We start from the raw sequence: 22,638 nt of genomic DNA on the forward strand, positions 1-22,638 counted from the left end.
TCCTTGCGAAAAAACAGTGATCCGTTATAATAGTCGCAGAAAAAAGATCAGGGGAGAAGATCATTCACACATGCTTGGAAGGACGCATTTTTTTATTGGAATCACGACAGCACTGGCGATTTTTGAGCCGTCCTCCCTGCCGATTCTTGTGGCAGGAACCGGGGCCGCAGCCATGGGAGGAATTCTGCCGGATATAGACGCCGGAACGTCCGGGGCCTCAAGAGAGACTGAGAAAATCATCGGGGTATGCACCGCGGCAGTATCCCTGATCATACTGGCCGATTATTTCTTCCATATCGGTATCTATCAGTCACTGATGTCCCGGAGCAGCACATCGCGTGTTATCGCCGGAATCGCAGCCTTTCTCCTTCTGTGCGTCATCGGGAGGAGGACACATCACAGGAGCTTTATGCATTCCTTTGCGGCGATGATCCTTTTCTGCCTCTGTGTCAACGTCATCTTTCCCCAGATCACCTGTTATTTTGCCGCAGGATACCTCTCCCACCTGCTCACAGATCTTCTGAACCGGCAGTGGGAGCTGCTTCTGTGGCCGTCAAAACGTGGATTTTCTCTAAAAATGTTTCGCTCGGACGGCGTCGTCAACTGGCTGATGTTTGTCGCCTTCTTGTGTACCTCTGTCTATCTGATTCTGGTGTTTTCCCCGTTGAAACCACTGGCAGACGCAATCACAGCCGGGATCAAGCCGAAACTGGCTGCCGCAGTCACAGACGCAATCAAGCCGAAACTGGCTGCCGCAGTCACAGCTGCAATCAAGCCGAAACTGACCGCCGCAATCACAGCTGCAATCAGGGGGAAAATGTCGGGAGGTTCACTGCCCGGATCATCGCTTATCTGGCAGCAGGTCAAAACTTAAGGAGACAAAGAAATGCTTCTTGAAATAAAAGACGGGACAGTAAGCCGTGACGGCATCCCGGTACTCAGCCGTTTTTCCTTTGAGATCCGGGGAACGGAGAAGGCAGCAGTTGTCGGCCGGAACGGCGCGGGAAAGACGACACTGCTCGACGTAATATCCGGAAAGCTGGACCTGGATGCCGATGAAAAGCATCCGGACGCGGGGCTCACCCGCTCACGGGCTTTTACGACGGGGATGATGGATCAGAGATTTGCCGGGGATCCGGACAAAACCCTTGAGCAGGCAGTTCTGGAAGCAGTGATGTCCGGTAAGCCGGCTGGATACCGGTATTCCAGGGACCGTTATGACGATGAACAGCTCTATGACCGGATGCTCACGGGCTTCGGGCTCGCTAAGAGTGACAAGACCAGGAAACTTTGTGAATTTTCGGGCGGAGAACAGCGTAAGATCATGCTGATCCGGCTCCTCCTGGCCGAACCCGATGTTCTGATCCTCGACGAGCCCACCAATCATCTGGATCTGGAATCAGTAGAATGGCTTGAACATTATATCCGCTGCTACCCGAAGGCGGTGATCCTGGTATCGCATGACCGATATTTTATCAACCGGACTGCTGATGTGATCTGGGAGGTCGCAGGCGGACAGGTTACCCGGTATTCCGGCGGATACACCGCCTATACGGAAGAAAAGGCAAGGCGATACCAGAGACAGCTGAAGGCATATGAAGCGCAGCAGGCGGAGATCCAGAGAGAAAGAGAACTGATCCTGAAATTCAGGAACAAACCCAGGAAGGCTGCCTTTGCCCGCTCCAGAAAAAAAATCCTTGACAGGATGAATCCTGTGGAAAAGCCGCGAACGGACGATGCTTTCATACACACCGGAGACCTGCTTCCCGCGCGCCCGGGCAGCAAGTGGGTGTTTGAATGCGTTCATATGAAAATCGGTTACCAGAAGGACCGTCCTCTCAAGGAAATCTCTTTCCGGATTCGCAGAGGACAGAAAATCGGTGTGATCGGGCCGAACGGGTCCGGAAAATCAACCTTTCTCAAGACGGTCGCGGGTCTTCTGTCCCCTCTGGATGGAGAGCGGAAGAGTGGCGCACACATCGAATCTGCCTATTTTGATCAGTTCTCCGCCGAAATCGCCGGAGAAGAGGCAAAAAGAAATGTTCTGGAATGGTTCCATGACCGTTATCCTTCGATGAACGAGAAAGAAATCCGTGATTTTCTGGCTGGTTATCTGTTTCGCGCCAGAGACCTCGGAAAAATGGTGGAAAACCTGTCCGGCGGGGAAAAATCGCGCCTGGTGCTTGCTTCCCTGCTAAATCCCCGTCCGAATTTTCTGATTCTGGATGAACCGACAAATAATATGGACATTCCCGCAAAGGAAACACTGGAATCTCTCTTTCGATGCTACAGAGGAACCATACTTTTTGTCTCACATGACCGGTACTTTCTGAGCCGTGTGGCGGACTCTCTCTTACTGTTTGATTCCTGTGAAACCGGAATCCACTACTATCCGTTCGGATATGACCACTATATGGAACAGAGGGAACTCGCGAAAAGCGGAACAGACATCGCCGCGCTTCGGACCGCTGAGGATCAGCGGTTAATTGAGGAATTAAAGGCGGTTCCGAAGGCAGAGCACTTCCGCCTTCGGGAATTTTCCACTGAAGAAGCGACACTTGACTGGCGTTTCGGCTTGATACGACCGGAGCTGGAGACCTCCGGGGAAGCCTTCCGGAAGATCTGCCTAAGGATGGAAGAGGAACAGAGGCAGATTCCGGAAACGCTGGATGAGTACATGAATGCCGATTCCATAAACTATCATCAACGCGAAGAGGCGAGAGATGTCTGGACTGAAAAATGTCTGGACTGGTATGATGTTTGGCTCGACACCCGGGAAGCAGAGGAACCGTAACGAGATAAAACACGCTGCGCGAGTTTTATCTCGCTATCGCGACGCTCGCCGCACACGAATACTTCGCATTCGGCTGTGGCTCACTGTTCGCGTAAAAAGCAGAAATTGCCCGGAACCGGAAAATTCTCTGGCCCCGGGCAATTACATTCTGGATCAGAAATCAAATCAGTGTAATCCGTCCAGATCTTCATTGTTTCGTTCCATTTAAATCAGTTTTTCGATCTCCGCGCTTACATCCTTCATTTTTTCCGTGGGCTCAAAACGCGCCACAACATTTCCTCCGCGGTCCACAAGAAATTTGGTGAAATTCCATTTGATTTCCGGGTTGTTCTTGTAATCGCTGTCGATCTTCTTCAGCATAGCGCTCATCATCAGAGCGGTGGGACCCTTGCCAAATCCATGGAATCCCTGCTGGCTCTTCAGATATTTATAGAGCGGAAGGGCATTCTCACCGTTCACATCCGATTTCTTCATCTGCGGGAACTGTGTGTTGTATTTCAGGGTGCAGAACTGATGGATTTCCTCATCAGTTCCCGGGGTCTGTCCGGCAAACTGATTGCACGGAATATCGATGATTTCAAGTCCCTTATCATGGAAGGCCTCGTAGATTTCCTCCAGATCCTTGTATTGCGGAGTAAATCCACAGCCGGTCGCGGTGTTCACGATCAACATAACCTTCCCCTTGAACTGTCCAAGTGAAACTTCCTCTCCCTGAGGAGTTGTTACCGAATAATCATAAATACTCATTCTGTCGTCCTTTCTGCTGTTCCGCCGGCATCATCTGTGAATCATTCTCCTCTGCAGATGGCCATGATCTGACGGCGGCATAAAATATATCGTATGTTTTTACTAAATTGAGCGCAATAACATTGCGTAAAATCTTTGCGCAATTACATTGTATCAAATTCAATGAGAAAAGCAAGCGTTTTTTTATTTTTTCAATTACGTTTTTCAGGCATTTTTCAGGCATGTATCTGTACGGAAAACGGTTAACGGGATAAAACACGCTGCGCGAGTTTTATCTCGCTATCGCGACGCTCGCCGCACACGAATACTTTGCATTCGGCTGCGGCGCACCGTAAAAAAAGCCGCAGGCTTTTACACCTGCGACTTTGCGGAACCCAAAGCAGCCTGACGGCTCATACCGTCGCGCACAACGCACCTGTTACCAGATTCCTCCGTCACCGCCACTAAGCACGAGGATATGGCGGCTGCTTTTTTTATATGACCCGGGCCATCTGATCGTCCTTCACCAGATAATCCCGGACCGCTTCTTCGAGCATTTCCTGATCAGCCTTGCGATCGGTATGCGCCTCCAGAAAAACGTTCCGACCTACCCCAAAGTAGATCAAACCAAGAACCGACTTGGCGTCGATCACGGTTCTGCCGCTGTGCAGATCAACATCAAAAGGCATTTTCTGGATTCTCGCAGAAAAAACAGACGCTTCCTCAACGGAAGGAATATTTACGATGTAACGAGTCATACTCTCACTCTCCTTCATGCTTACAAAGCAGGTCCGGCTTCAGTTTCGGGATGGGATCGATCCCACATACAATATGGAAACGTCTCCATCCTTAGCAGACATCATAGCATTAGAAAAATAGATTTCAAATCAAATCCAAAGATCTATGAGTCATAAATTGCGGGTCTGTGTCAGAACAGACCGGAAGCATCGGCGCCGGGAGATCTCTCGTCTTATTTCAGAGCACATGCCGGCAAAAGTCATCTGAATTTTAAGTATTCCAGAGTCGCGATGTGCTTGTTTTCATCCATAATTTGTTGTTCGTCGGTGAAAAATGTGCTATTGTAGCTAGGTCAGAAGTACTTGACCTACTTTAGAAGAAACATAGGAGGAATAGACCATGAGCAGCATTTTTATTCCGGACGGCTACCATTCGGAACTTGATCTGAAGGAAACACAGATCGCGATAAAGAAAGTTAAAGATTTTTTCCAGAACCAGCTGGCCGCGGAACTCAATCTTCAGCGTGTGTCAGCGCCTCTTTTCGTAGATCCGGAATCCGGCCTGAACGATAACCTGAACGGGGTGGAAAGACCTGTCAGCTTCGGAATTAAAGAGCAGAATGAACGAAAGGCTGAAATCGTTCAATCCCTCGCGAAATGGAAGAGATACGCTCTCGGGCGCTACGGCTTTCAGCCGGGACAGGGACTCTACACGGATATGAATGCGATCCGTCGGGACGAGGACACAGACAACATTCATTCTATCTATGTGGATCAGTGGGACTGGGAACGCGTCATCACAAAGGAGGAGCGGAACCGCGAGACGCTTCACAGGATCGTAAAGAATGTTTACGAAGCCCTCCATGTGACAGAGAAGTATGTCGAGAACAAATTTGAATATGTGCACTGCATCCTGCCAGAGCAGATCACCTTTGTGACCTCCCAGGAGCTTGAAGATATGTATCCGGACGACTCCCCGAAGGACCGCGAGTACAAGTTTGCCAAAATTCACGGTGCGATCTTCATCGAGCAGATCGGCGGAAGACTGAAGTCCGGTGAGAAGCACGACGGACGAGCGCCGGATTATGACGACTGGTCTCTGAACGGTGACATCATTGTATATTATCCGGTCACTGATATTGCTCTGGAGCTTTCCTCAATGGGCATCCGGGTGGATGAGGATTCTCTGAAACTTCAGTTGAAGGAAGCCGGATGTGAGGAGAGAGCGGAGCTTCCCTTCCAGAAAGCAATTCTTGAGAAGAAGCTTCCGTACACCATCGGTGGCGGAATCGGACAGTCCCGTATCTGCATGTTCTTCCTCAGAAAGGCGCATATCGGAGAAGTTCAGGTCTCCCTGTGGCCGGAGAAAGATCTGAAGTACGCAGCGGACCACGGTGTAACGCTTCTCTGATGAACAGGCGCCCCGTTTTGCGCGGAATTACCTGCGGACAATGACCGTTCGCACACGTTTTCTCATTGCCGTTTGCCTCATGCCGCGGTAAAATGAGTCAAAAGGAGGTCCCGTCTATGGAGAAATTGAGCGACTTGAAGAAATACATCAGTGGGAAGAAAAAGGGATACGGAACCGCGTATTACGGAACGATCAACGGAGAGACCATCTATCTGTCCGCAGGTATCCGTGAAATCTATTTCGTCGGCAGTGAATTTCAGACAATCATCCATTATGTGACACGGTTCCAGAAGGGAGACTTCGGGGAAGCTCCCGACAGAGGAAAGGACGAAAAAGCCGGTCACGAGTACGGCTGTTATCCGGGAAACCTCGAGAGCGACAGCGGCGAGGACACGAGCGTCTGGATTCACAGAGACGCAGAGGCAGTGATTGTCTATTTTGCCTTTGAACGTTGAGACGGTTACAGCTTCATTCCGAGGGGTAAAATGAATATGGTCTGATGCGGTCCCGGGACCTTTGCGCGAATCACCTCTGCGCTGAGGCCTCCGGGACCGCTCATTTTTTTGCGCGAACAGTGAGCCGCAGCCGAATGTGAAGTATTCGTGTGCGGCGAGCGTCGCGATAGCGAGATAATACTCGCGCAGCGTGTTTTATCTCGTTGGAAGAATGATGAAATAGTTTCATCATTCTTGTGAAGATACATAAACAAAAATTGTTTACAATTCCGGTGTTTTCTGTATAATAGTAAAAGTTGAGTGCAAATCAACATAAAGATGAACAATATCAAACAGAATAAAAATGATTATGCAAGAAACATTGCCGCATACGGTATGAAGCCGCAGAAATTCAGAGAGGATTTTGCAATGAAGAACACAGTTGAAATCAGATGGCATGGCCGGGGAGGCCAGGGCGCCAAAACCGCAGCGCTGCTTCTGGCAGATGTCTGCTTTAAGACCGGCGCGTATGTGCAGGGCTTTCCGGAATATGGTCCGGAGCGGATGGGCGCGCCGATCACCGCGTTTAACCGCATCAGCCGGATGCCGATCCGGGTGCATTCTAATATTTATGATCCGGACTATGTGGTTGTCGTAGACGAGACTCTTCTTCACGCTGTTCATGTGACTGACGGTCTGAAGGAAGAGGGCGCCATCATTGTAAATACGCCGAAAACCCCGGATGAGATCCGGCCGCTGCTTCGCGGATATCAGGGCAGAGTAGTCACTGTCGACGCAAGAGAGATTTCAGAAAAAGCACTCGGAAAGAATTTCCCGAATACACCGATGCTTGCAGCAGCAGTTGCGGTCAGCCGGGTCATGGATAAGGATTCTTTTGTCGCCAACATGCGGGAATCCTTTCAGCACAAATTCGCGAAAAAGCCGGAGGTCATCGATGGAAACATGCGGGCATTGGAGGATGCCTTCAGAGCGGTCGGTGATTGAACCGCCGGTCAGTGTGCCGGCGTGCAGTTGTATCCGCCTGCAGCGCGTGAGGACATTTAGGTTGTGTACGGTCATTCGGTTATGTTCGGATACACATTGATAGCCGATACGCAGCTGTATGCGGACATGCATTGTGCGCGGATTTGCACTTGTATCTGAGCGGACGGAAGTTATAGAAAAGATCAGAGAATATACGGACTTCGCGTGAAGCGAATGTCCAGAGAGGATTTTTTATGCGTACCGATATATCACAAATCAACGAACAGACGCCCTGCGGCGGTCTTACGGAAGGCATGCAGATTTTTGCGGGCGGAACCTCCAGACAGTTCAACACCGGAGAATGGAGGACAAATACCCCTGTTTATATGAAGGAAAAATGCAGACAGTGCCTTCTGTGCTGTCCGGTCTGCCCGGACGGAGCTATCCCCTTTCAGGGCGGCAGACGATTGGATTTTGACTATATGCACTGCAAGGGATGCGGCATCTGCGCAAAAGTTTGTCCTTTTGACGCAATTGTCATGAAGGAGGGCATTGAACCATGAGTAATCTGGAAATCATCAGGAGCAGAGAAATCAAGGAGAGGATGTCCGGAAATGAAGCGGTCTCCTATGCGATCCGGCAGGTTGAGCCGGATGTCATGCCGGCATTTCCCATAACACCGTCTACGGAAATACCGCAGATGGTCTCGGCCTACATCGCGAATGGTCAGATGGACACCGATTTTATTCCGGTCGAGAGCGAGCATTCCGCAATGTCTGCCGCTATCGGCTCTGAGGCAGCGGGAGCACGAACCATGACAGCGACATCCTCCGCTGGGCTTGCTCTCATGTGGGAGGAGCTGCTGCTGGCGGCATCCAACCGGCTGCCCATCGTTCTGACCCTGGTGAACCGCACGCTTTCCGGTCCGATCAACATCAACTGCGATCATTCCGACGGCATGGGCGCGAGAGATACCGGCTGGATTCAGATCTACGCGGAAGACAACCAGGAGGTTTACGACAACTATATTCAGGCATATCCGATTGCGGAAGATCCGAGAGTTCACCTGCCCGTGATGATCTGCCAGGATGGCTTCATCACAAGCCATGCCGTGCAGAACATCTGTCTTCTGGAGGATGAGAGCGTGAAGAAATTCGCCGGCACCTACGAGCCGGAGGAGTTCATGCTGAATCCCGGGAAGCCGGTTTCCGTCGGTCCTTATTCGATCTCAAACTATGAGATGGAGGCAAAGAAAAATCAGGAGACCGCCATGGAAAATGCGCGCCAGGTCATCCTGGAGGTCGCGGAGAAGTTTGAACAGATGTCCGGAAGAAAGTACGGATTTTTTGAGGAATACCGGACGGAAGACGCAGACTACATCATGCTGATCATGGGTTCCGCTGCCGGGACAGCAAAGGAGGCGGTTGACGAGCTCCGCGAAAAGGGATGGAAGGCAGGCGTACTGAAACTCCGTGTCTTCCGCCCCTTCCCTGAAGCGGAAATCGCGGAGGCACTTCGGAACTGCAAGGCGGTTGCAATCATGGACCGCTGCGAAAGCTATAACGGAAACGGCGGGCCTCTCGGCAGTGAGGTGACGGCAGGATTGTACCGAAGCCGGGTATTCATTGAGGCGGTCAATTATATCTACGGTCTCGGAGGAAGAGATTTTACCGTAGATCATGTAAAGGAAATATTTGCCGAGCTCCGGGCTGCTGTGGAGGAAGGCACACCTGTGCAGCAGCACAAATATGTGAATCTGCGCGGATAAACACGATATCAGAACCCGAATATACCCTCATAAACAGGAGATAATCAGAAATGAGTAATGACTATAGCTTAAAAACGATGCTCGCCAGGCCGGAGAGGCTTGCGCCGGGCCACAGAATGTGTGCCGGCTGCGGGGCAACCATCGCCGTCCGCGCCGTTCTCCGCGCACTGAAGCCGGAAGATCATGCAGTGATCGGAAATGCCACCGGTTGTCTTGAGGTTTCCTCCTTTATGTATCCATACACTTCCTGGGAGGACAGCTACATCCACAACGCTTTTGAGAACGCCGGAGCAACGCTGTCCGGCGTTGAGACCGCCTATAAAGTTTTAAAAAGAAAACATCGTCTCGGGGAGAAGGATTGCTTCAAATTTATCACCTTCGGGGGTGACGGCGGCACCTACGACATCGGATTTCAGTCCCTGTCAGGCGCGATGGAGAGAGGACACGACATGCTCTACGTCTGCTATGATAACGGAGCCTACATGAACACCGGTATCCAGCGGTCCTCCGCGACGCCAATGTTTGCGGATACTACCACCACTCCGGCCGGAACAAAATCAGCCGGCAAGGTACAGTACCGCAAAGACCTTACCGCCATCATTGCCGAGCACTATGTTCCATATGCCGCACAGACTACTCTGACCAGAGACTTCAAGGATCTGCACAGAAAGGCGGAGAAGGGAATCTATACAGAGGGTCCGTCTTTCCTGAATGTAATGACCCCCTGTCCCCGCGGATGGAGATATCCGGCAGAAAATGTCATGGAGATCTGCCGTCTTGCGGTCGAGACTTGTTATTGGCCGCTCTTTGAGGTGGATCACGGCGTCTGGAAGCTTTCTTATGTGCCAAAGCACAAGCTTCCAATCGAGGACTTTCTGAGAACGCAGGGAAGATTCCGCCATCTGTTCAAACCGGAGAATGAACACCTGATACAGGTTTTTCAGAATGAAGTGGACAAGCGATGGGAGGACCTCCAGTACAGATGTTCGCGATACTGAGCTCCTGCCTTCTGAATACTCCTGAATTCGGAAAATGAACGGCAAAAACGGACGCGGCAGAGGGGCTTCCATATCGCACATAAATATGTTACCCTATTTATGTTATTGTGCTATCATTTCAATAGATATAGTCAATAGATATGGCCGGCAGGACTTTTCAGAGATCCTCCGCGCAGAGATTCATATCAAGGAACAGAAATCCGTATAAAGAAAGGGAATCGATGACACTACTTACGTATCAGGTATTCAAAACTGTTGCAGAGATGGGAAGTTTCCACAAGGCAGCTGATGTACTCGGCCTCACGCCGTCCGCTATCAGTCATTCGATCTCCGCGATGGAGAAGGAACTTGGTTTTGCGGTTCTTACCCGCAACAAATCGGGAGTCACCCTGACCAATTACGGAGAACACATTCTTCCCTACGTGAATTCGGTATTGAACAGTGATGAGCGTCTGCAGCAGGTCGTGGCGGAGTATAAGGGCCTGAAGACCGGAACTGTGAAGATCGGCTGTTTCTCAAGTGCTTGCACCAACTGGATCCCGGATATCATCCATTCTTTTGAGGCGCAGTATCCTGCAATCCGGATTGAGGTCTTTGAGGGGACCTACGATGATGTCCGTTACTGGATCAAGAATGGAATCGTTGATTTTGGCTTTCTTTCGGCATCGAGCGCCGGAGATATTCCGATTGAGATTTTTTACAAGGATCCTCTGCTCTGTATTGTCTCCGCCGACTTTGAGAAGAAATCCGAGGGAGATACCATCGGAATTGAGGAGATGAGCCACCATCATTTCGTGGCGCAGAGAGAGTCCACCGACGCCGATATACAGAATTATCTGCGGCAGAACAATTTTTCCACGCAGATTCGCTATCACGTACTGGATGACCTTTCTACGGTCATCATGGTCGCAAAGGGATTTGGAATCTGTATCATGCCTGAACTCGTCATGAACGACATTCCCTATAATGTCAGACGATATCGCATGGATCCGGACGCATACCGGGAGATCGGCCTGGCGTGTCTGAATCCTGCGTTAATGGCTCCAGCTGTACGAACCCTGTATCAGTACATTCTTGATACCTGCCGGAATATCTGAGCGCAGATTTTATGCATCACCCAAAAGGAAAGGGGTAAGAAGACAGGAATGGAAAAGGACGTTTACATTGCAGATCCGGGAAGATACTCCGGTATGACTTACAACCACGTCGGAGCCAGCGGGCTGAAATTCCCCGCGGTTTCTCTCGGCTTCTGGCACAACTTCGGCAGCAACGGCAATTACGACAACATGAAGGCAATGTGCCGGACCGCCTTCGATCTTGGCATCACCCAGTTTGATCTCGCAAATAATTACGGCCCTGTGTACGGAAGCGCCGAGGCAAATGCGGGAAGAATCCTGCGCGAGGATTTCATGCCGTACCGGGATGAACTCGTCATTACAACTAAAGCGGGCTATGATATGTGGGAAGGCCCGTATGGAAACTGGGGAAGCAAAAAATATCTTACTGCCAGCATTGATCAGAGCCTGAAGCGTCTGGGACTGGAATATGTTGACATTTTTTATCATCACAGAATGGATCCCGAAACGCCTCTGGAAGAGACAATGGACGCGCTGAATCAGATCGTCAGAAGTGGCAAGGCGCTCTATGCCGGAATCTCAAATTACGACAGAGAGCACACCGAACGCGCGATTGAGATTGCAGCAGAGATTCATCTCCCGCTGATTGTTAATCAGCGGCGTTATTCCATTTTTGACCGTACCATCGAAGAAGACGGCGTGAAGGATTTCTGCTACGAAAACGGAATGGGCATCATCGCCTTCAGCCCTCTCGCGCAGGGGTTGCTCTCGAACCGGTACATCAACGGGATTCCGGATGACAGCCGGATCGCGAAGGACGGAAGATTTCTCCATGCCTCCGACCTCACCGAGAACAGGCTGCGTCAGATCAGGGCACTCGATAAGCTCGCCGGCGAGAGAGGACAGACGCTTGCCGAGATGGCGCTTGCGTGGATCCTCAAGGATGATCATGTCTGCTCAGTTCTGATCGGTGCCTCAAGACCGGAGCAGATTGCGGAAAATGTAAAAATTATCGGTCACACCGATTTCAGTGATGAGGAGCTGATCCGGATAGACCAGATCTGCGGCATCAATTACGATGAAAACCACAGGCCTTTCTAACCTTAAAAAGAATTTCCTTTTACCGGTACAATACGACGAAGTTGTTTATCCTTCCGCAAAAATTGTACCGGTATTTTATTTACGCGAACAGTGAGCCGCAGCCGAATGCGAAGTATTCGTGTACGGCGAGCGTCGCGATAGCGAGATAAAACTCGCGCAGAGTGTTTTATCTCGTGGCCTTGCACAATATTCTGAATATAATTATATTCATAAATTATTATCAAATAACGCTTGACAAAGTGAAGATATATCAGTATTATATAAGTAACAACAAGATATCTTTCCGAACCGGAAGTTTCCTCTTTTCTTCCCTTTGAAGAGTTCCTGACAGAAGATAGTGCAGAAACTCCACAGAAGAGAAACCTTCCCGGAACTGTCAGTGGATGGTTCTCGGAAGAGAATGAATTCGAGAGAGCAGATGCTTATGGTGAACCTGCGCAGCAGGTTGCAGAAATGACGATTCCAGGAACGCGAAATGCTTCTGAAGACAGAAGATGAGTGATTCAAAGGAAGAGAGAATTCAAAAGTCAGCACTGAATACAGAATTCGGAAACAACGGCGGAATCTCAGGAATAAGATCTGGAACCCCAGGGTGAAAGGCTTTTCAAATTCAGGAGACAGGAAGGAATCTTGATGAAATAACAGAATATAGAAAAGGAGGTTATAAAGTGAAGCTTCTAGAAATTCATTAAAAGGGCTGTTTCGTGACGAGAAAGCGGAACAGCCCATTTTTTTGTCCTCTTTCCTGTTTCTCTTTTCCTCTTCCTTGTCCTCTCTTCCTGAAATACAAACCTTTCGTCTGCTGAACGCGGGAGCTCTCTGCGATCATGTCATGCTGTGTGCAGTTGACCATCCTTCTTTTTTCTCTCCGTTCTTATTCTCTCTTCTCGATCTAAATCAATATTTCCATCTAATTTTCAGATCCTGCGAACGATAAGCCGGATCCACAGATGACTTTCGCTATTATTCATAATCCGGATTTTCTGATTTTGTGCAAATGTATGCGTAATATATCTTTCTGCCATATGGTTTGCGAATAATCATGGTCTAAAGATATTTTATCGTAATCCTGCGAATTTTATACACAAATGATTGAAAAACGCGGAACAGATGTCTATAATATTGTTATCATCAGTTTCAGACAACGGATGAATCCACACAGATCTTTTATGACACGCAATCCGTCGCGATTTGTCGCTTCTTCGATATGCAGAACGTTGCGTTTCATAAGTGGAATACCAGCCAATTGCACAGGCCGGCGGAGAGAAGCCGGATAACATCTCAAACGTATATCACTGACAACGCACCTATATTCTTGACCTATATTCGTGACCGTAATGCCGGTGATTTTTTATTTTTGCAGAAAAGAGGTGGTGACAGTATGCTGTCCGATGCGATTCAGACTGTGAAAGACGCGGAAGCGGAGGCCGAAGCCCGGATCATTGAAGCAAAGAACCGCGCCGCATCCATCGTAAAACAGGCAGGCATGGATGCGGACCGGATCCGGAAAGATGCGGAGCAGGAAGCCGCCGCAGATTATTCAGAGGCGATGGAAGCTGCGAAGGAAGCCGGAGAGCAGCTGCTGAGGGAAGCCTCTGCAGCAGCCGGGCAGGAATGCGCAAGGCTCAGGCAGAAGGCAGCGGAACAGGAACCGGCGGCAATAGAGAACGTGATACGCCTTGTACTTGGCGGATAAATAAAGGTGGAATCTGAATGGCAATTGTAAAAATGCAGAAGCTTGGCATCTGCGCATTGAACCGCAACAGAAAGGCCATTCTTGAGACATTGCAGTCGATGGGGATCATGGAGATGCGTCTTGAGGATCTGGGCGAAACCTCCGATTTGTCGGAGAAAGACACACAGGCAGCCAGATCCAAATATGAGAAGCGCGCTGCCTGCTTTGAGGATGCACTCACCCTCCTGAAACAGTACCCCGGAGGAAAGACCGGCGGACTTTTTTCAGGAAAGGAGGCTTTGGAACGCTCCGTCTACCAGGAAGCCATCCGGAACCGTCATCAATTCAATGTCGAGGTCGCAGACCTTCTGTCAGCGGAGAGAAAAATCCAGGAATGCGGCGTTATCATACAGAAGGACGAAAATCTGAAAGAAAGTCTTACCCCGTGGAGGAATCTCGACATACCGATGAGCATGACCGGAACCAGGAAAACATCTGTTCTGATCGGGACGCTTCCGGGAATCTGGAGCACGGAAAAGATTCTCGCGACCGCTTCCGGCAGCCTTTCGGAACCAGCCGCGGTCATCTGTGAGATTTTGTCCTCCGAAAATGAAATGACCTGCATCTGGGTGCTTTGTCTTGCCGATGAGGAGCGCTCTGTGGAGGAAAGCCTCCGGTCAGCGGGTTTTGTCCGTCCGTCGCTTCCGGTGACCGGAATCCCGGCAGAGGTGATTGCCGGATGCGAGAACGAAATTCGTGAGCAGAAGCAGCAGATTGAGAATCTGAAGGATCGGATCGCTTCCTATGCGGGTGAGAGGGAAAACTTCCGGATCATGGCGGATTATTACCGCACCCGCGCGGAGAAGTACCGGCTTCTCGGTCAGATTCCCATGAGCAGAAACGTGTTCTTTCTGGAAGGATGGGTTCCTGCCGCCCAGGCTGAACGTATCGGGCAGTTTCTGTCCGAGAAGTATGGCGCCTTTGTGGAGACCGAAGAGAAGCGGGAGGACGAAATCGAGCCGACACTTCTGAAAAATAACCGTTTTGCCGAATCGGCAGAGGGAGTTCTGGAATCTTACGGCCTGCCCCAGCATGGCAAGGTGGATCCGACGGCAGTCATGTCCGTGTTTTATGTGTTTTTCTTCGGGATGATGCTCTCAGACGCCGGGTACGGGATCGTCATGGCACTCATCTGCAGCATCCTTCTTTTGAAACACAGAAATCTGGACCGCGGGCTGAAGCGCTTTCTGAAGCTTTTTTTCTTCTGCGGAATATCCACAGCCTTCTGGGGGTTCATGTACGGCGGATTCTTTGGGGACGTGATTGATGTCGTCGCTCATACATGGATGGGAGTTCCGGCGGATACCGTTGTTCTTAAGCCTCTGTGGTTTGCCCCGCTCAACAATCCGATGCGGCTTCTGATCTGGTGTCTTTTCTTCGGTATCATACACCTGTACACCGGTCTCGGCATCAAGGGTTTTGAGATGCTGAGGGATCGCGACATTACTGGTTTTTTCTCTGATGTGGTGTCCTGGTACCTGTTTCTGACGGGATTGATCCTGATGCTCCTGCCGACGGATCTGTTCCATTCCATCTCGGGAATGACCTTTGTGTTTTCTGACGGAGTCTCCGTTTCGGCAAGGGCTTGTGCGGCAGCGGGCGCTCTGATGATCCTTCTGATGTCGGGACGTTCCAGAAAGAACTGGGCGATCCGTATCGCGCTCGGCGCCTATGATCTCTACGGAGTAACCAGCTGGCTGTCCGATGTTCTGTCTTATTCAAGGCTTCTGGCTCTAGGGCTGGCAACAGGCGTCATCGCGAATGTTATCAATATGATGGGCTCCATGTTCGGTTCAGGGCCCGCGAAAATAATCATTTTCATCGTGGTATTTCTGCTGGGGCATACCCTGAATATCGCGATCAACGCACTTGGGGCATATGTTCATACAAACCGGCTTCAGTACGTAGAATTCTTCGGCAAGTTCTATGAGGCAGGGGGCAGACCCTTCGCTCCTTTCCATACAATGACAAAATACATCCAGATCAAGGAGGAAAAGTAACTATGAATATGGGAATGGTTTTTGCACTCATGGGCGCTGCACTGGCGACAGCACTGCCGGGCATCGGATCTGCCTGGGGAGTCGGAATCGCCGGTCAGGCTGCCGCGGGAGTTGTGTCGGAGGATCCGGAGCAGTTCGCAAAGGTTCTTCTGCTTCAGCTTCTCCCGGGCACACAGGGTATCTACGGATTGCTGGTAGCCTTTATCACACTCTCCAGCATCGGGATTCTCGGCGGCAGCCCTGTAACAGATACCGCGACCGGCATGCTTTATCTGTTCGCCTGCCTGCCGATTGCCCTCGTAGGGTTGATCTCCGCCTATCATCAGGGAAGAACCTCTGTGGCCTCCATCGGACTTATCGCAAAGAAGCCTGATCAGTTCGGAAAAGCCATGCTGTTCCCCGCGATGGTTGAGACTTACGCTATCCTGGCGCTTCTGATTTCCATCCTTTCAGTGAGCGGAATCTGATGAACATCCGCGTCTGCCAAAAATACGTCAGCGGATAGACAGCAAAACCGCCGTACACATGTGGACAGGCAGGAACCCCCGAACAGATCCGCTGCCCACAGCCGGAAACATGTTGGCGGATAAACAGAAAACAGGAATGACAGGGAGACAGATATGGAAGGATTAGAAAAGATTACCGGGAGTATCCTTCAGGAGGCCGGGGAGAAGGCTTCCGCCATTCTCCGAAAGGCACAGGACGACGCGGAAGAAATATTGAAGAGGGCAGAGAATGAACGCACAGACCTGCTTGTCCGGACCAGACAGAAGGCAGAACGCGACGCGGAGACCTATGCGGCATCGATTGCCTCCCGGGCTGCGCGAGAAACGCGGGAGGCACTTCTCTCGGAAAAGCAGGCAATCATCCATAAGACCATACAGAAAGCCTGCCATGAACTGGCAGACAGAGACGACAGCCAGTATTTCAGGATGATTGAGGACCTTGTACGCAGATATATCCGGGCGGAAAACGGAGAGATCCTGTTTGGACAGAGAGATCTGCACAGACTTCCCTCCGGCTTTGAAGACCGGCTTGACCGGATCGCAGGGGACGCCGGTGGATCGCTTCAGATTTCCAGGAATCCGGCGGATATCGAAAACGGATTTCTGCTTCGATACGGAGGAATTGACGAGAACTGTACTCTGAAAGCGCTCTTTGAGGAGAAGATGGATCTGCTTCAGGATGCGGTTCATGAGATGCTGTTCCGACAGGAGAAACGATATGAGTGACCTGGACTACATATACGCGGTTGCCAGAATCCGGGTGAAAGAGAAGCTTCTGCTCTCGGACGAGGATATCCGGAGAATGTCCGAAATGAAGGACTGCAGGGAGATCCTGCAGTTCCTGTCTGACCGGGGATGGGGTGACGGTTCACCCCCAGAGGATGACGGTGTACAGATACTGGAAGCAGAAGAGAAGAAAACTGCGGATCTGATGAAGGAGCTCAAGGCGGATCCCGGTATTTTCCGGGTGCTTTCCTACCCACGGCTGTATCACAATCTGAAGGCCGGAATCCGGGAGCTCTGCACAACGGATCACCCGAATCATCTGTATTATGACATCGAGGGTTTTGGAAAAGAGGAAATCCGCAGAATTCTCAGAGAAAAAGATTACGGTGCGCTCCCGGAGCATATGCGAAAGCCGGCACAGCGGGCGCTGGAGACGATGATCCGCACCCAGAATGGTCAGAAATGCGATCTGATCATCGATCGGGGATGTCTGGATGCCTGCGGGAGAGCCGGACGCCGGTCCAAAAACCGGCTTCTGAAGGATTACGAAGAATCTTCAGTAGCTGTCACAGACATCAAAATAGCTGTGCGCGCACAGAGAACCGGTAAGGATCTGGAATTTCTGAAGGAGGCGCTCTCCCCGTGCAGCACTCTGAATATCGATATTCTGGCAGCAGCGGCTGTCTCGGGAGAAGCTTCCCTCAACGATTATCTCAACAGTCATGGATTCGCGGAGGCTTGTGAGGCGCTGAAGGATTCCCCTTCCGCCTTTGAATGCTGGTGCGACAACCGTATTATTGAAGCTATTCTTCCACAAAAGAGAAACAGTGTGTCAGTCGGACCTCTGATCGCCTATTATCTGGCCAGAGAGAATGAAATACGAATGGTACGGATTCTTCTGACGGCGAAGGCCAATGGCTTTTCCGTAGAGAATATACGTAAACGGATAAGGAAGATGTATGGTTAAAGTAGCAGTCATGGGCGATTATGACAGCATCTACGGCTTTGCGGCCATCGGGCTGTCCACATTTCCGATTCGGAACAACAATGCCGCAGAAGGGTCAAAAATCCTGAAAAATCTCGCGGAGAACGGTTTCGGCGTCATTTATATCACAGAAGAGCTGGCCGGCGTCCTCGCCGGCGAAATCAGCAGATACCGGGACAGACTGTTCCCCGCAATCATCCTGATACCGGGGATCCGGGGAAATACCGGCGAAGGCGTATCCTCAGTGAAGAAATCCGTGGAACAGGCGGTTGGAAGCGACATATTGTTTTCCGGCTGAAGTCTTTACCCGGTATGATGATTCAGCGGATCGCATGCCCATGGTCCGCGCACGTCCCGCAGGACCGATGAAACAGGAAACAGAAGGAGAGCATATCGAATGAGCACAGGTACAATCAGAAAAGTTGCCGGCCCTCTTGTGATCGCCGAAGGCATGCGTGATGCGAATATGTATGATGTCGTGCGTGTAAGCAGAGAAAGACTGATCGGTGAAATTATCGAGATGCACGGTGACAGGGCTTCCATACAGGTTTATGAGGAGACACAGGGCCTTGGTCCGGGCGAGCCGGTGGAATCTACCGGAGAGCCGCTGTCTGTGGAACTGGGTCCCGGACTGATCGGTTCCATCTACGACGGAATTCAGCGCCCCCTGAACAAGATCATGGAGATCACCGGGAGCAATCTGCTTTCCAGAGGAGTAGAAGTCCCCGCGCTCGATCATGAAAGGACATGGGAATTTGCTGCATCCGTCAGGGCGGGGGACGAGGTTTCCGCAGGCGACATCATCGGCACCGTTCAGGAAACCACGGTCGTCACGCACCGGATCATGGTTCCCAATGGAATCAGCGGCAGAATACGGGATATCCGGTCCGGATCCTTCCGTATCGACGACGCAGTCGCCACAGTAGAGACAGTCTCCGGCGATGTAAACCTCACACTGATGCAGAAATGGCCGGTGCGAAGAGAACGCCCCTATGCCAGGAAACTGCCGCCGGAGATGCCGCTGATCACGGGCCAGCGCGTAATCGATGCTTTCTTTCCAATCGCGAAGGGCGGCGTCGCTGCAGTTCCGGGCCCTTTCGGCTCCGGCAAAACAGTAATTCAGCATCAGCTGGCCAAATGGGCTGACGCGGATATCGTTGTCTATATCGGCTGCGGCGAGCGCGGAAATGAAATGACCGATGTTCTGAATGAATTTCCGGAGCTTACAGACCCCCGGACGGGTGAGTCCCTGATGCAGCGGACTATCCTGATTGCAAATACATCGGATATGCCGGTGGCGGCGCGTGAAGCGTCGATCTATACCGGAATTACCATCGCTGAATACTTCCGGGACATGGGATATTCCGTTGCGCTGATGGCCGATTCCACATCCAGATGGGCAGAGGCGCTCCGTGAAATGTCCGGCCGGCTCGAGGAAATGCCCGGTGAGGAGGGCTACCCCGCTTACCTCGGTTCTCGTCTGGCACAGTTCTATGAGCGCGCGGGCCACGTCATCGCACTCGGAAAGGACGGAAGAGAGGGCGCGCTTTCCGCAATCGGCGCCGTTTCTCCGCCAGGCGGCGATATTTCCGAGCCGGTGTCACAGGCCACGCTGCGGATTGTCAAGGTGTTCTGGGCACTGGACGCGGATCTCGCATACCAGCGCCATTTTCCGGCCATCAACTGGCTGACGAGTTACAGTCTCTACCTCGAAACCATGGGAAAATGGTTCGATCGCAAGGTAGAACCGGACTGGATGGATATCCGGCAGAACCTGATGAGCCTGCTTCAGGATGAGGCATCTCTGAATGAAATTGTAAAAATGGTGGGCATGGATGCGCTCTCTCCGGAAGACCGCCTGAAAATGGAGGCGGCGAGATCTATCCGTGAGGACTTCCTGCATCAGAATTCCTTTGATGAGACAGATACTTATACCTCTCTGAAAAAACAGTACTACATGATGAAACTGGTATATGCCTACTATGACTACAGCGTCAGAGCCCTGAAGGAGGGCGCGGATATCAATGACCTTGTCCGTATGCCTGTCCGGGAACAGATCGGCCGTTACAAATACATCGACGAGAAGGCCATCGGCCGCGCGTACGAAGACACACTTGCGGAACTTGCTTCCGAAACCGCGGAAGCGGCAGCAAAGGAGGAGTGATCGGAATGGCAGTAGAATATCGCACAATTCAGGAAGTTGCCGGTCCTCTGATGCTGGTAAAGGGTGTCGAAGGCGTAAAATACAACGAAATGGGCGAAATCATCCTTGCGGACGGAGAAACGCGGAGATGCCGTGTTCTGGAGGTGGACGGCCCGAATGTACTGGTACAGCTCTTTGAGAATTCAACCGGAATCAATCTCTCGAACAGCAAGGTGCGATTCCTCGGAAGATCAATGGAACTCGGTGTCTCTGAAGATATGCTGGGAAGAGTATTTGACGGGATGGGCCGCACCATCGATGACGGTCCTGAGATTCTGCCCGACAGGCGGATGGATATCAACGGGCTTCCCATGAATCCGGCAGCCCGTGCCTATCCGTCAGAATTCATACAGACCGGCGTATCTGCCATCGACGGGCTGAACACGCTGGTCAGGGGACAGAAGCTCCCTATTTTTTCCGCCTCAGGTCTTCCGCATTCGCAGCTTGCCGCACAGATTGCCAGACAGGCAAAGGTCCGCGGAACCGGCGAGCCATTCGCCGTTGTTTTCGCCGCAATGGGAATCACCTTCGAGGAGGCGCATTTTTTCGAGGAATCCTTCCGGGAAACCGGCGCCATTGACCGGACCGTCCTTTTCATCAACCTTGCGAATGATCCCGCGGTAGAGCGGATTTCCACACCACGAATGGCTCTGACTGCTGCGGAATACCTTGCCTTTGAAAAAGACATGCATGTCCTCGTGATCATGACCGATATCACAAACTACGCGGATGCACTGCGTGAGGTATCTGCGGCAAGAAAGGAGGTCCCGGGCCGCCGCGGGTATCCCGGTTATATGTACACCGACCTCGCCCAGCTTTACGAGCGCGCCGGACGTCAGAGAGGGAAGAGCGGATCCATCACCCTGATTCCGATCCTGACAATGCCCGAGGATGACAAGACACATCCCATCCCCGACCTTACGGGATATATCACAGAGGGGCAGATCATCCTGTCCAGGGAGCTGTACCGGAAAGGCATCAAACCTCCCGTTGACGTTCTACCGTCCCTGTCCCGTCTGAAGGACAAGGGAATCGGAGAGGGAAAGACCCGAGGGGATCACGCTGCCACCATGAACCAGCTGTTCGCCGCTTATGCGCGCGGTAAGGACGCCAAAGAGCTGATGACCATTCTCGGAGCCGCAGCGCTCACGGATATTGATCTGCTCTACGCACAATTTGCGGATGCGTTTGAAAAGCAATATGTATCCCAGGGATACACCACAAACCGCAGCATCGAGGAAACACTTGAAATTGGCTGGAAGCTGCTTCGCCTGCTCCCGAGATCCGAGCTGAAGCGGATTCCCGATGCTGTGCTTGACGAATATTACAAGGGTGAAACGGGTTCTGAAAACCTTGCCTGACGAAAACTGCCCGGCTGCAGGGAATCCGTGCGCGAAGCCTGACGGGTACCCGCAGCTTGCAGGCAGCGGTTTCTGCCCCGCCGCTGTCCGGATAGAAACGGTTGTCTGGAGCGTCGAATCGATCGTTGTCAGAAACAGTTTCTGGCCCGCCGCCGTTCGAATATTAATCTGAGAGGAGGATGCGGATTGTCCGGAGCACATGTAAATCCAACAAGAATGGAGCTGACCCGCCTGAAGAAGAAGCTGGTGACTGCAACGAAGGGACACCGTCTCCTGAAGGATAAACGGGATGAACTGATGCGTCAGTTTCTTGACCTGGTCCGCGAGGATATGGATCTTCGCATAAAGGTGGAAAAAGGCATCCGAAACGCAAATGCCGAATTTGTTCTGGCGAAGGCCGGTATGTCCGAACAGACACTCCGTACAGCCATGCTGGTTCCGCGTCAGGAGGTTTTTCTCGAAGAAACCACCAGAAATGTCATGAGTGTGAACCTTCCGGTTTTCAGTGCCCGTACACGCACCGCCGATCAGAACGACATTTTCTCCTACGGATTTGCTTATACCTCCAGTGACCTGGATGGAGCCGTGCAGTCGCTTTCTGATATACTGCCGGACATGCTGCGCCTTGCGGAGGTTGAAAAATCCTGTCAGCTGATGGCATCGGAGATCGAAAAGACACGGCGGAGAGTGAACGCTCTGGAGCATGTGATTATCCCGGAAACCAGAGAGGGGATCCGGTACATTACGATGAAACTCGACGAGAACGAGAGGAGCACGCAAGTCCGCCTGATGAAGGTTAAGGATATGATGCTCGAGGAAGCACATCATTACGAGAAATAAGAAAGCAAAAGATTTTGACGATATTTCAGACAGGCCGCCCGGCGACAAGGGAGCCTGTCTTTTTTACGCGAACAGTGAGCCGCAGCCGAATGCGAAGTATTCGTGTGCGGCGAGCGTCGCGATAGCGAGATAAAACTCGCGCAGCGTGTTTTATCTCGTTTGATCCCGGAAAATTTCAATATAACGGGCTTCCGCCATGCATTTTTTTTGAAACATATATCGATTTAGCAGGAAATTGAATGTCACTTTTCGA

At 51.4% G+C, this 22,638-nt stretch carries 21 protein-coding genes; 19 read left to right on the forward strand and 2 right to left on the reverse strand.

All coding sequences use genetic code 11. The features are described 5' to 3' along the window. Positions 1-70 precede the first annotated feature (70 nt). Both ACTQ3A_RS02310 and ACTQ3A_RS02315 read left to right on the forward strand, forming a co-directional pair. Complete coding sequence (locus tag ACTQ3A_RS02310) at positions 71-874, forward strand: metal-dependent hydrolase (RefSeq protein ID WP_441493989.1); 804 nt, start codon at positions 71-73, stop codon at positions 872-874. A gap of 12 nt (positions 875-886) precedes the next feature. After that, positions 887-2,794, forward strand: coding sequence for an ABC-F family ATP-binding cassette domain-containing protein (locus ACTQ3A_RS02315; protein ID WP_441493988.1), 1,908 nt, complete (start codon positions 887-889; stop codon positions 2,792-2,794). A gap of 204 nt (positions 2,795-2,998) precedes the next feature. Here the strand turns inward: ACTQ3A_RS02315 and ACTQ3A_RS02320 are convergent, their stop codons facing one another. Continuing rightward, positions 2,999-3,541, reverse strand: a complete 543-nt coding sequence (locus ACTQ3A_RS02320) for a glutathione peroxidase (RefSeq protein ID WP_441475490.1) — start codon at positions 3,539-3,541, stop codon at positions 2,999-3,001. A 473-nt stretch (positions 3,542-4,014) separates the two neighbouring features. Further along, positions 4,015-4,278 (reverse strand): HPr family phosphocarrier protein, encoded by a 264-nt coding sequence (locus ACTQ3A_RS02325; protein ID WP_441493987.1) that lies wholly within the window; start codon positions 4,276-4,278, stop codon positions 4,015-4,017. 379 nt (positions 4,279-4,657) lie between these two features. On the opposite strand from ACTQ3A_RS02325, the gene asnA reads away from it, so the two are divergent. From asnA to ACTQ3A_RS02410, 17 genes are all read left to right on the forward strand, one after another. After that, positions 4,658-5,668 carry an aspartate--ammonia ligase gene (asnA, locus tag ACTQ3A_RS02330; protein WP_441487162.1) on the forward strand — a complete coding sequence of 337 codons (1,011 nt, stop codon included), beginning with the start codon at positions 4,658-4,660 and terminating at the stop codon, positions 5,666-5,668. Positions 5,669-5,784: 116 nt separating this feature from the next. Continuing rightward, a complete protein-coding gene (locus ACTQ3A_RS02335) occupies positions 5,785-6,123 on the forward strand; it encodes a hypothetical protein (RefSeq protein WP_441099094.1) in 339 nt (112 codons plus the stop codon). A 408-nt stretch (positions 6,124-6,531) separates the two neighbouring features. Beyond that, positions 6,532-7,107 (forward strand): 2-oxoacid:acceptor oxidoreductase family protein, encoded by a 576-nt coding sequence (locus ACTQ3A_RS02340; RefSeq protein WP_441475488.1) that lies wholly within the window; start codon positions 6,532-6,534, stop codon positions 7,105-7,107. 233 nt (positions 7,108-7,340) lie between these two features. Next, entirely contained in the window at positions 7,341-7,649 is a 309-nt protein-coding gene (locus ACTQ3A_RS02345; RefSeq protein ID WP_441493986.1) for a 4Fe-4S binding protein, read from the forward strand. Beyond that, the gene (locus tag ACTQ3A_RS02350; RefSeq protein WP_441493985.1) at positions 7,646-8,854 is read left to right on the forward strand and encodes a transketolase C-terminal domain-containing protein; all 1,209 of its coding nucleotides are present in this window, start codon (positions 7,646-7,648) and stop codon (positions 8,852-8,854) included. Before ACTQ3A_RS02345 ends, ACTQ3A_RS02350 begins: the two co-directional genes overlap by 4 nt. 50 nt (positions 8,855-8,904) lie before the next feature. Next, positions 8,905-9,852 (forward strand): thiamine pyrophosphate-dependent enzyme, encoded by a 948-nt coding sequence (locus ACTQ3A_RS02355; RefSeq protein WP_441487159.1) that lies wholly within the window; start codon positions 8,905-8,907, stop codon positions 9,850-9,852. Positions 9,853-10,073: 221 nt separating this feature from the next. Beyond that, a complete protein-coding gene (locus ACTQ3A_RS02360; protein WP_441099089.1) occupies positions 10,074-10,949 on the forward strand; it encodes a LysR family transcriptional regulator in 876 nt (291 codons plus the stop codon). Positions 10,950-10,997: 48 nt separating this feature from the next. Then, positions 10,998-12,029, forward strand: coding sequence for an aldo/keto reductase (locus tag ACTQ3A_RS02365; protein ID WP_441099088.1), 1,032 nt, complete (start codon positions 10,998-11,000; stop codon positions 12,027-12,029). A 1,381-nt stretch (positions 12,030-13,410) separates the two neighbouring features. After that, positions 13,411-13,725 carry a hypothetical protein gene (locus tag ACTQ3A_RS02370; RefSeq protein WP_441475485.1) on the forward strand — a complete coding sequence of 105 codons (315 nt, stop codon included), beginning with the start codon at positions 13,411-13,413 and terminating at the stop codon, positions 13,723-13,725. A 17-nt stretch (positions 13,726-13,742) separates the two neighbouring features. After that, a complete protein-coding gene (locus tag ACTQ3A_RS02375) occupies positions 13,743-15,764 on the forward strand; it encodes a V-type ATP synthase subunit I (protein ID WP_441493984.1) in 2,022 nt (673 codons plus the stop codon). 2 nt (positions 15,765-15,766) lie between these two features. Beyond that, entirely contained in the window at positions 15,767-16,231 is a 465-nt protein-coding gene (locus tag ACTQ3A_RS02380) for a V-type ATP synthase subunit K (RefSeq protein WP_441475483.1), read from the forward strand. 153 nt (positions 16,232-16,384) lie between these two features. Continuing rightward, positions 16,385-16,996 (forward strand): V-type ATP synthase subunit E, encoded by a 612-nt coding sequence (locus ACTQ3A_RS02385; protein ID WP_441099084.1) that lies wholly within the window; start codon positions 16,385-16,387, stop codon positions 16,994-16,996. Beyond that, positions 16,989-17,963, forward strand: a complete 975-nt coding sequence (locus ACTQ3A_RS02390; RefSeq protein WP_441493983.1) for a V-type ATPase subunit — start codon at positions 16,989-16,991, stop codon at positions 17,961-17,963. The genes ACTQ3A_RS02385 and ACTQ3A_RS02390 overlap by 8 nt, the downstream gene beginning before the upstream one ends. Next, on the forward strand, positions 17,956-18,279 hold the full coding sequence (locus tag ACTQ3A_RS02395) for a V-type ATP synthase subunit F (protein ID WP_441099082.1): 324 nt from the start codon (positions 17,956-17,958) through the stop codon (positions 18,277-18,279). The genes ACTQ3A_RS02390 and ACTQ3A_RS02395 overlap by 8 nt, the downstream gene beginning before the upstream one ends. A 99-nt stretch (positions 18,280-18,378) precedes the next feature. Further along, a complete protein-coding gene (locus tag ACTQ3A_RS02400) occupies positions 18,379-20,145 on the forward strand; it encodes a V-type ATP synthase subunit A (protein WP_441493982.1) in 1,767 nt (588 codons plus the stop codon). Positions 20,146-20,150: 5 nt separating this feature from the next. After that, on the forward strand, positions 20,151-21,545 hold the full coding sequence (locus ACTQ3A_RS02405; RefSeq protein ID WP_441099080.1) for a V-type ATP synthase subunit B: 1,395 nt from the start codon (positions 20,151-20,153) through the stop codon (positions 21,543-21,545). Between the two features lie 186 nt (positions 21,546-21,731). Beyond that, entirely contained in the window at positions 21,732-22,385 is a 654-nt protein-coding gene (locus tag ACTQ3A_RS02410) for a V-type ATP synthase subunit D (protein ID WP_441475478.1), read from the forward strand. Positions 22,386-22,638: the final 253 nt, after the last annotated feature.

It is taken from the genome of Bilifractor sp. LCP21S3_F8, from assembly GCF_052117805.1.
In the GTDB taxonomy this organism is placed as follows: Bacteria; Bacillota; Clostridia; order Lachnospirales; family Lachnospiraceae; genus Bilifractor.

Excerpts from the sequence above, each read along its gene's own strand:
- asnA (WP_441487162.1), top strand. The coding sequence starts at position 4,658 with ATGAGCAGCATTTTTATTCCGGACGGCTACCATTCGGAACTTGATCTG.
- ACTQ3A_RS02340 (WP_441475488.1), top strand. The coding sequence starts at position 6,532 with ATGAAGAACACAGTTGAAATCAGATGGCATGGCCGGGGAGGCCAGGGC.
- ACTQ3A_RS02365 (WP_441099088.1), top strand. The coding sequence starts at position 10,998 with ATGGAAAAGGACGTTTACATTGCAGATCCGGGAAGATACTCCGGTATG.
- ACTQ3A_RS02390 (WP_441493983.1), top strand. The coding sequence starts at position 16,989 with ATGAGTGACCTGGACTACATATACGCGGTTGCCAGAATCCGGGTGAAA.
- ACTQ3A_RS02370 (WP_441475485.1), top strand. The coding sequence starts at position 13,411 with ATGCTGTCCGATGCGATTCAGACTGTGAAAGACGCGGAAGCGGAGGCC.
- ACTQ3A_RS02335 (WP_441099094.1), top strand. The coding sequence starts at position 5,785 with ATGGAGAAATTGAGCGACTTGAAGAAATACATCAGTGGGAAGAAAAAG.
- ACTQ3A_RS02350 (WP_441493985.1), top strand. The coding sequence starts at position 7,646 with ATGAGTAATCTGGAAATCATCAGGAGCAGAGAAATCAAGGAGAGGATG.
- ACTQ3A_RS02325 (WP_441493987.1), bottom strand. The coding sequence starts at position 4,278 with ATGACTCGTTACATCGTAAATATTCCTTCCGTTGAGGAAGCGTCTGTT.
- ACTQ3A_RS02320 (WP_441475490.1), bottom strand. The coding sequence starts at position 3,541 with ATGAGTATTTATGATTATTCGGTAACAACTCCTCAGGGAGAGGAAGTT.
- ACTQ3A_RS02345 (WP_441493986.1), top strand. The coding sequence starts at position 7,341 with ATGCGTACCGATATATCACAAATCAACGAACAGACGCCCTGCGGCGGT.
- ACTQ3A_RS02355 (WP_441487159.1), top strand. The coding sequence starts at position 8,905 with ATGAGTAATGACTATAGCTTAAAAACGATGCTCGCCAGGCCGGAGAGG.
- ACTQ3A_RS02360 (WP_441099089.1), top strand. The coding sequence starts at position 10,074 with ATGACACTACTTACGTATCAGGTATTCAAAACTGTTGCAGAGATGGGA.
- ACTQ3A_RS02405 (WP_441099080.1), top strand. The coding sequence starts at position 20,151 with ATGGCAGTAGAATATCGCACAATTCAGGAAGTTGCCGGTCCTCTGATG.
- ACTQ3A_RS02385 (WP_441099084.1), top strand. The coding sequence starts at position 16,385 with ATGGAAGGATTAGAAAAGATTACCGGGAGTATCCTTCAGGAGGCCGGG.
- ACTQ3A_RS02315 (WP_441493988.1), top strand. The coding sequence starts at position 887 with ATGCTTCTTGAAATAAAAGACGGGACAGTAAGCCGTGACGGCATCCCG.
- ACTQ3A_RS02380 (WP_441475483.1), top strand. The coding sequence starts at position 15,767 with ATGAATATGGGAATGGTTTTTGCACTCATGGGCGCTGCACTGGCGACA.
- ACTQ3A_RS02395 (WP_441099082.1), top strand. The coding sequence starts at position 17,956 with ATGGTTAAAGTAGCAGTCATGGGCGATTATGACAGCATCTACGGCTTT.
- ACTQ3A_RS02310 (WP_441493989.1), top strand. The coding sequence starts at position 71 with ATGCTTGGAAGGACGCATTTTTTTATTGGAATCACGACAGCACTGGCG.
- ACTQ3A_RS02400 (WP_441493982.1), top strand. The coding sequence starts at position 18,379 with ATGAGCACAGGTACAATCAGAAAAGTTGCCGGCCCTCTTGTGATCGCC.
- ACTQ3A_RS02375 (WP_441493984.1), top strand. The coding sequence starts at position 13,743 with ATGGCAATTGTAAAAATGCAGAAGCTTGGCATCTGCGCATTGAACCGC.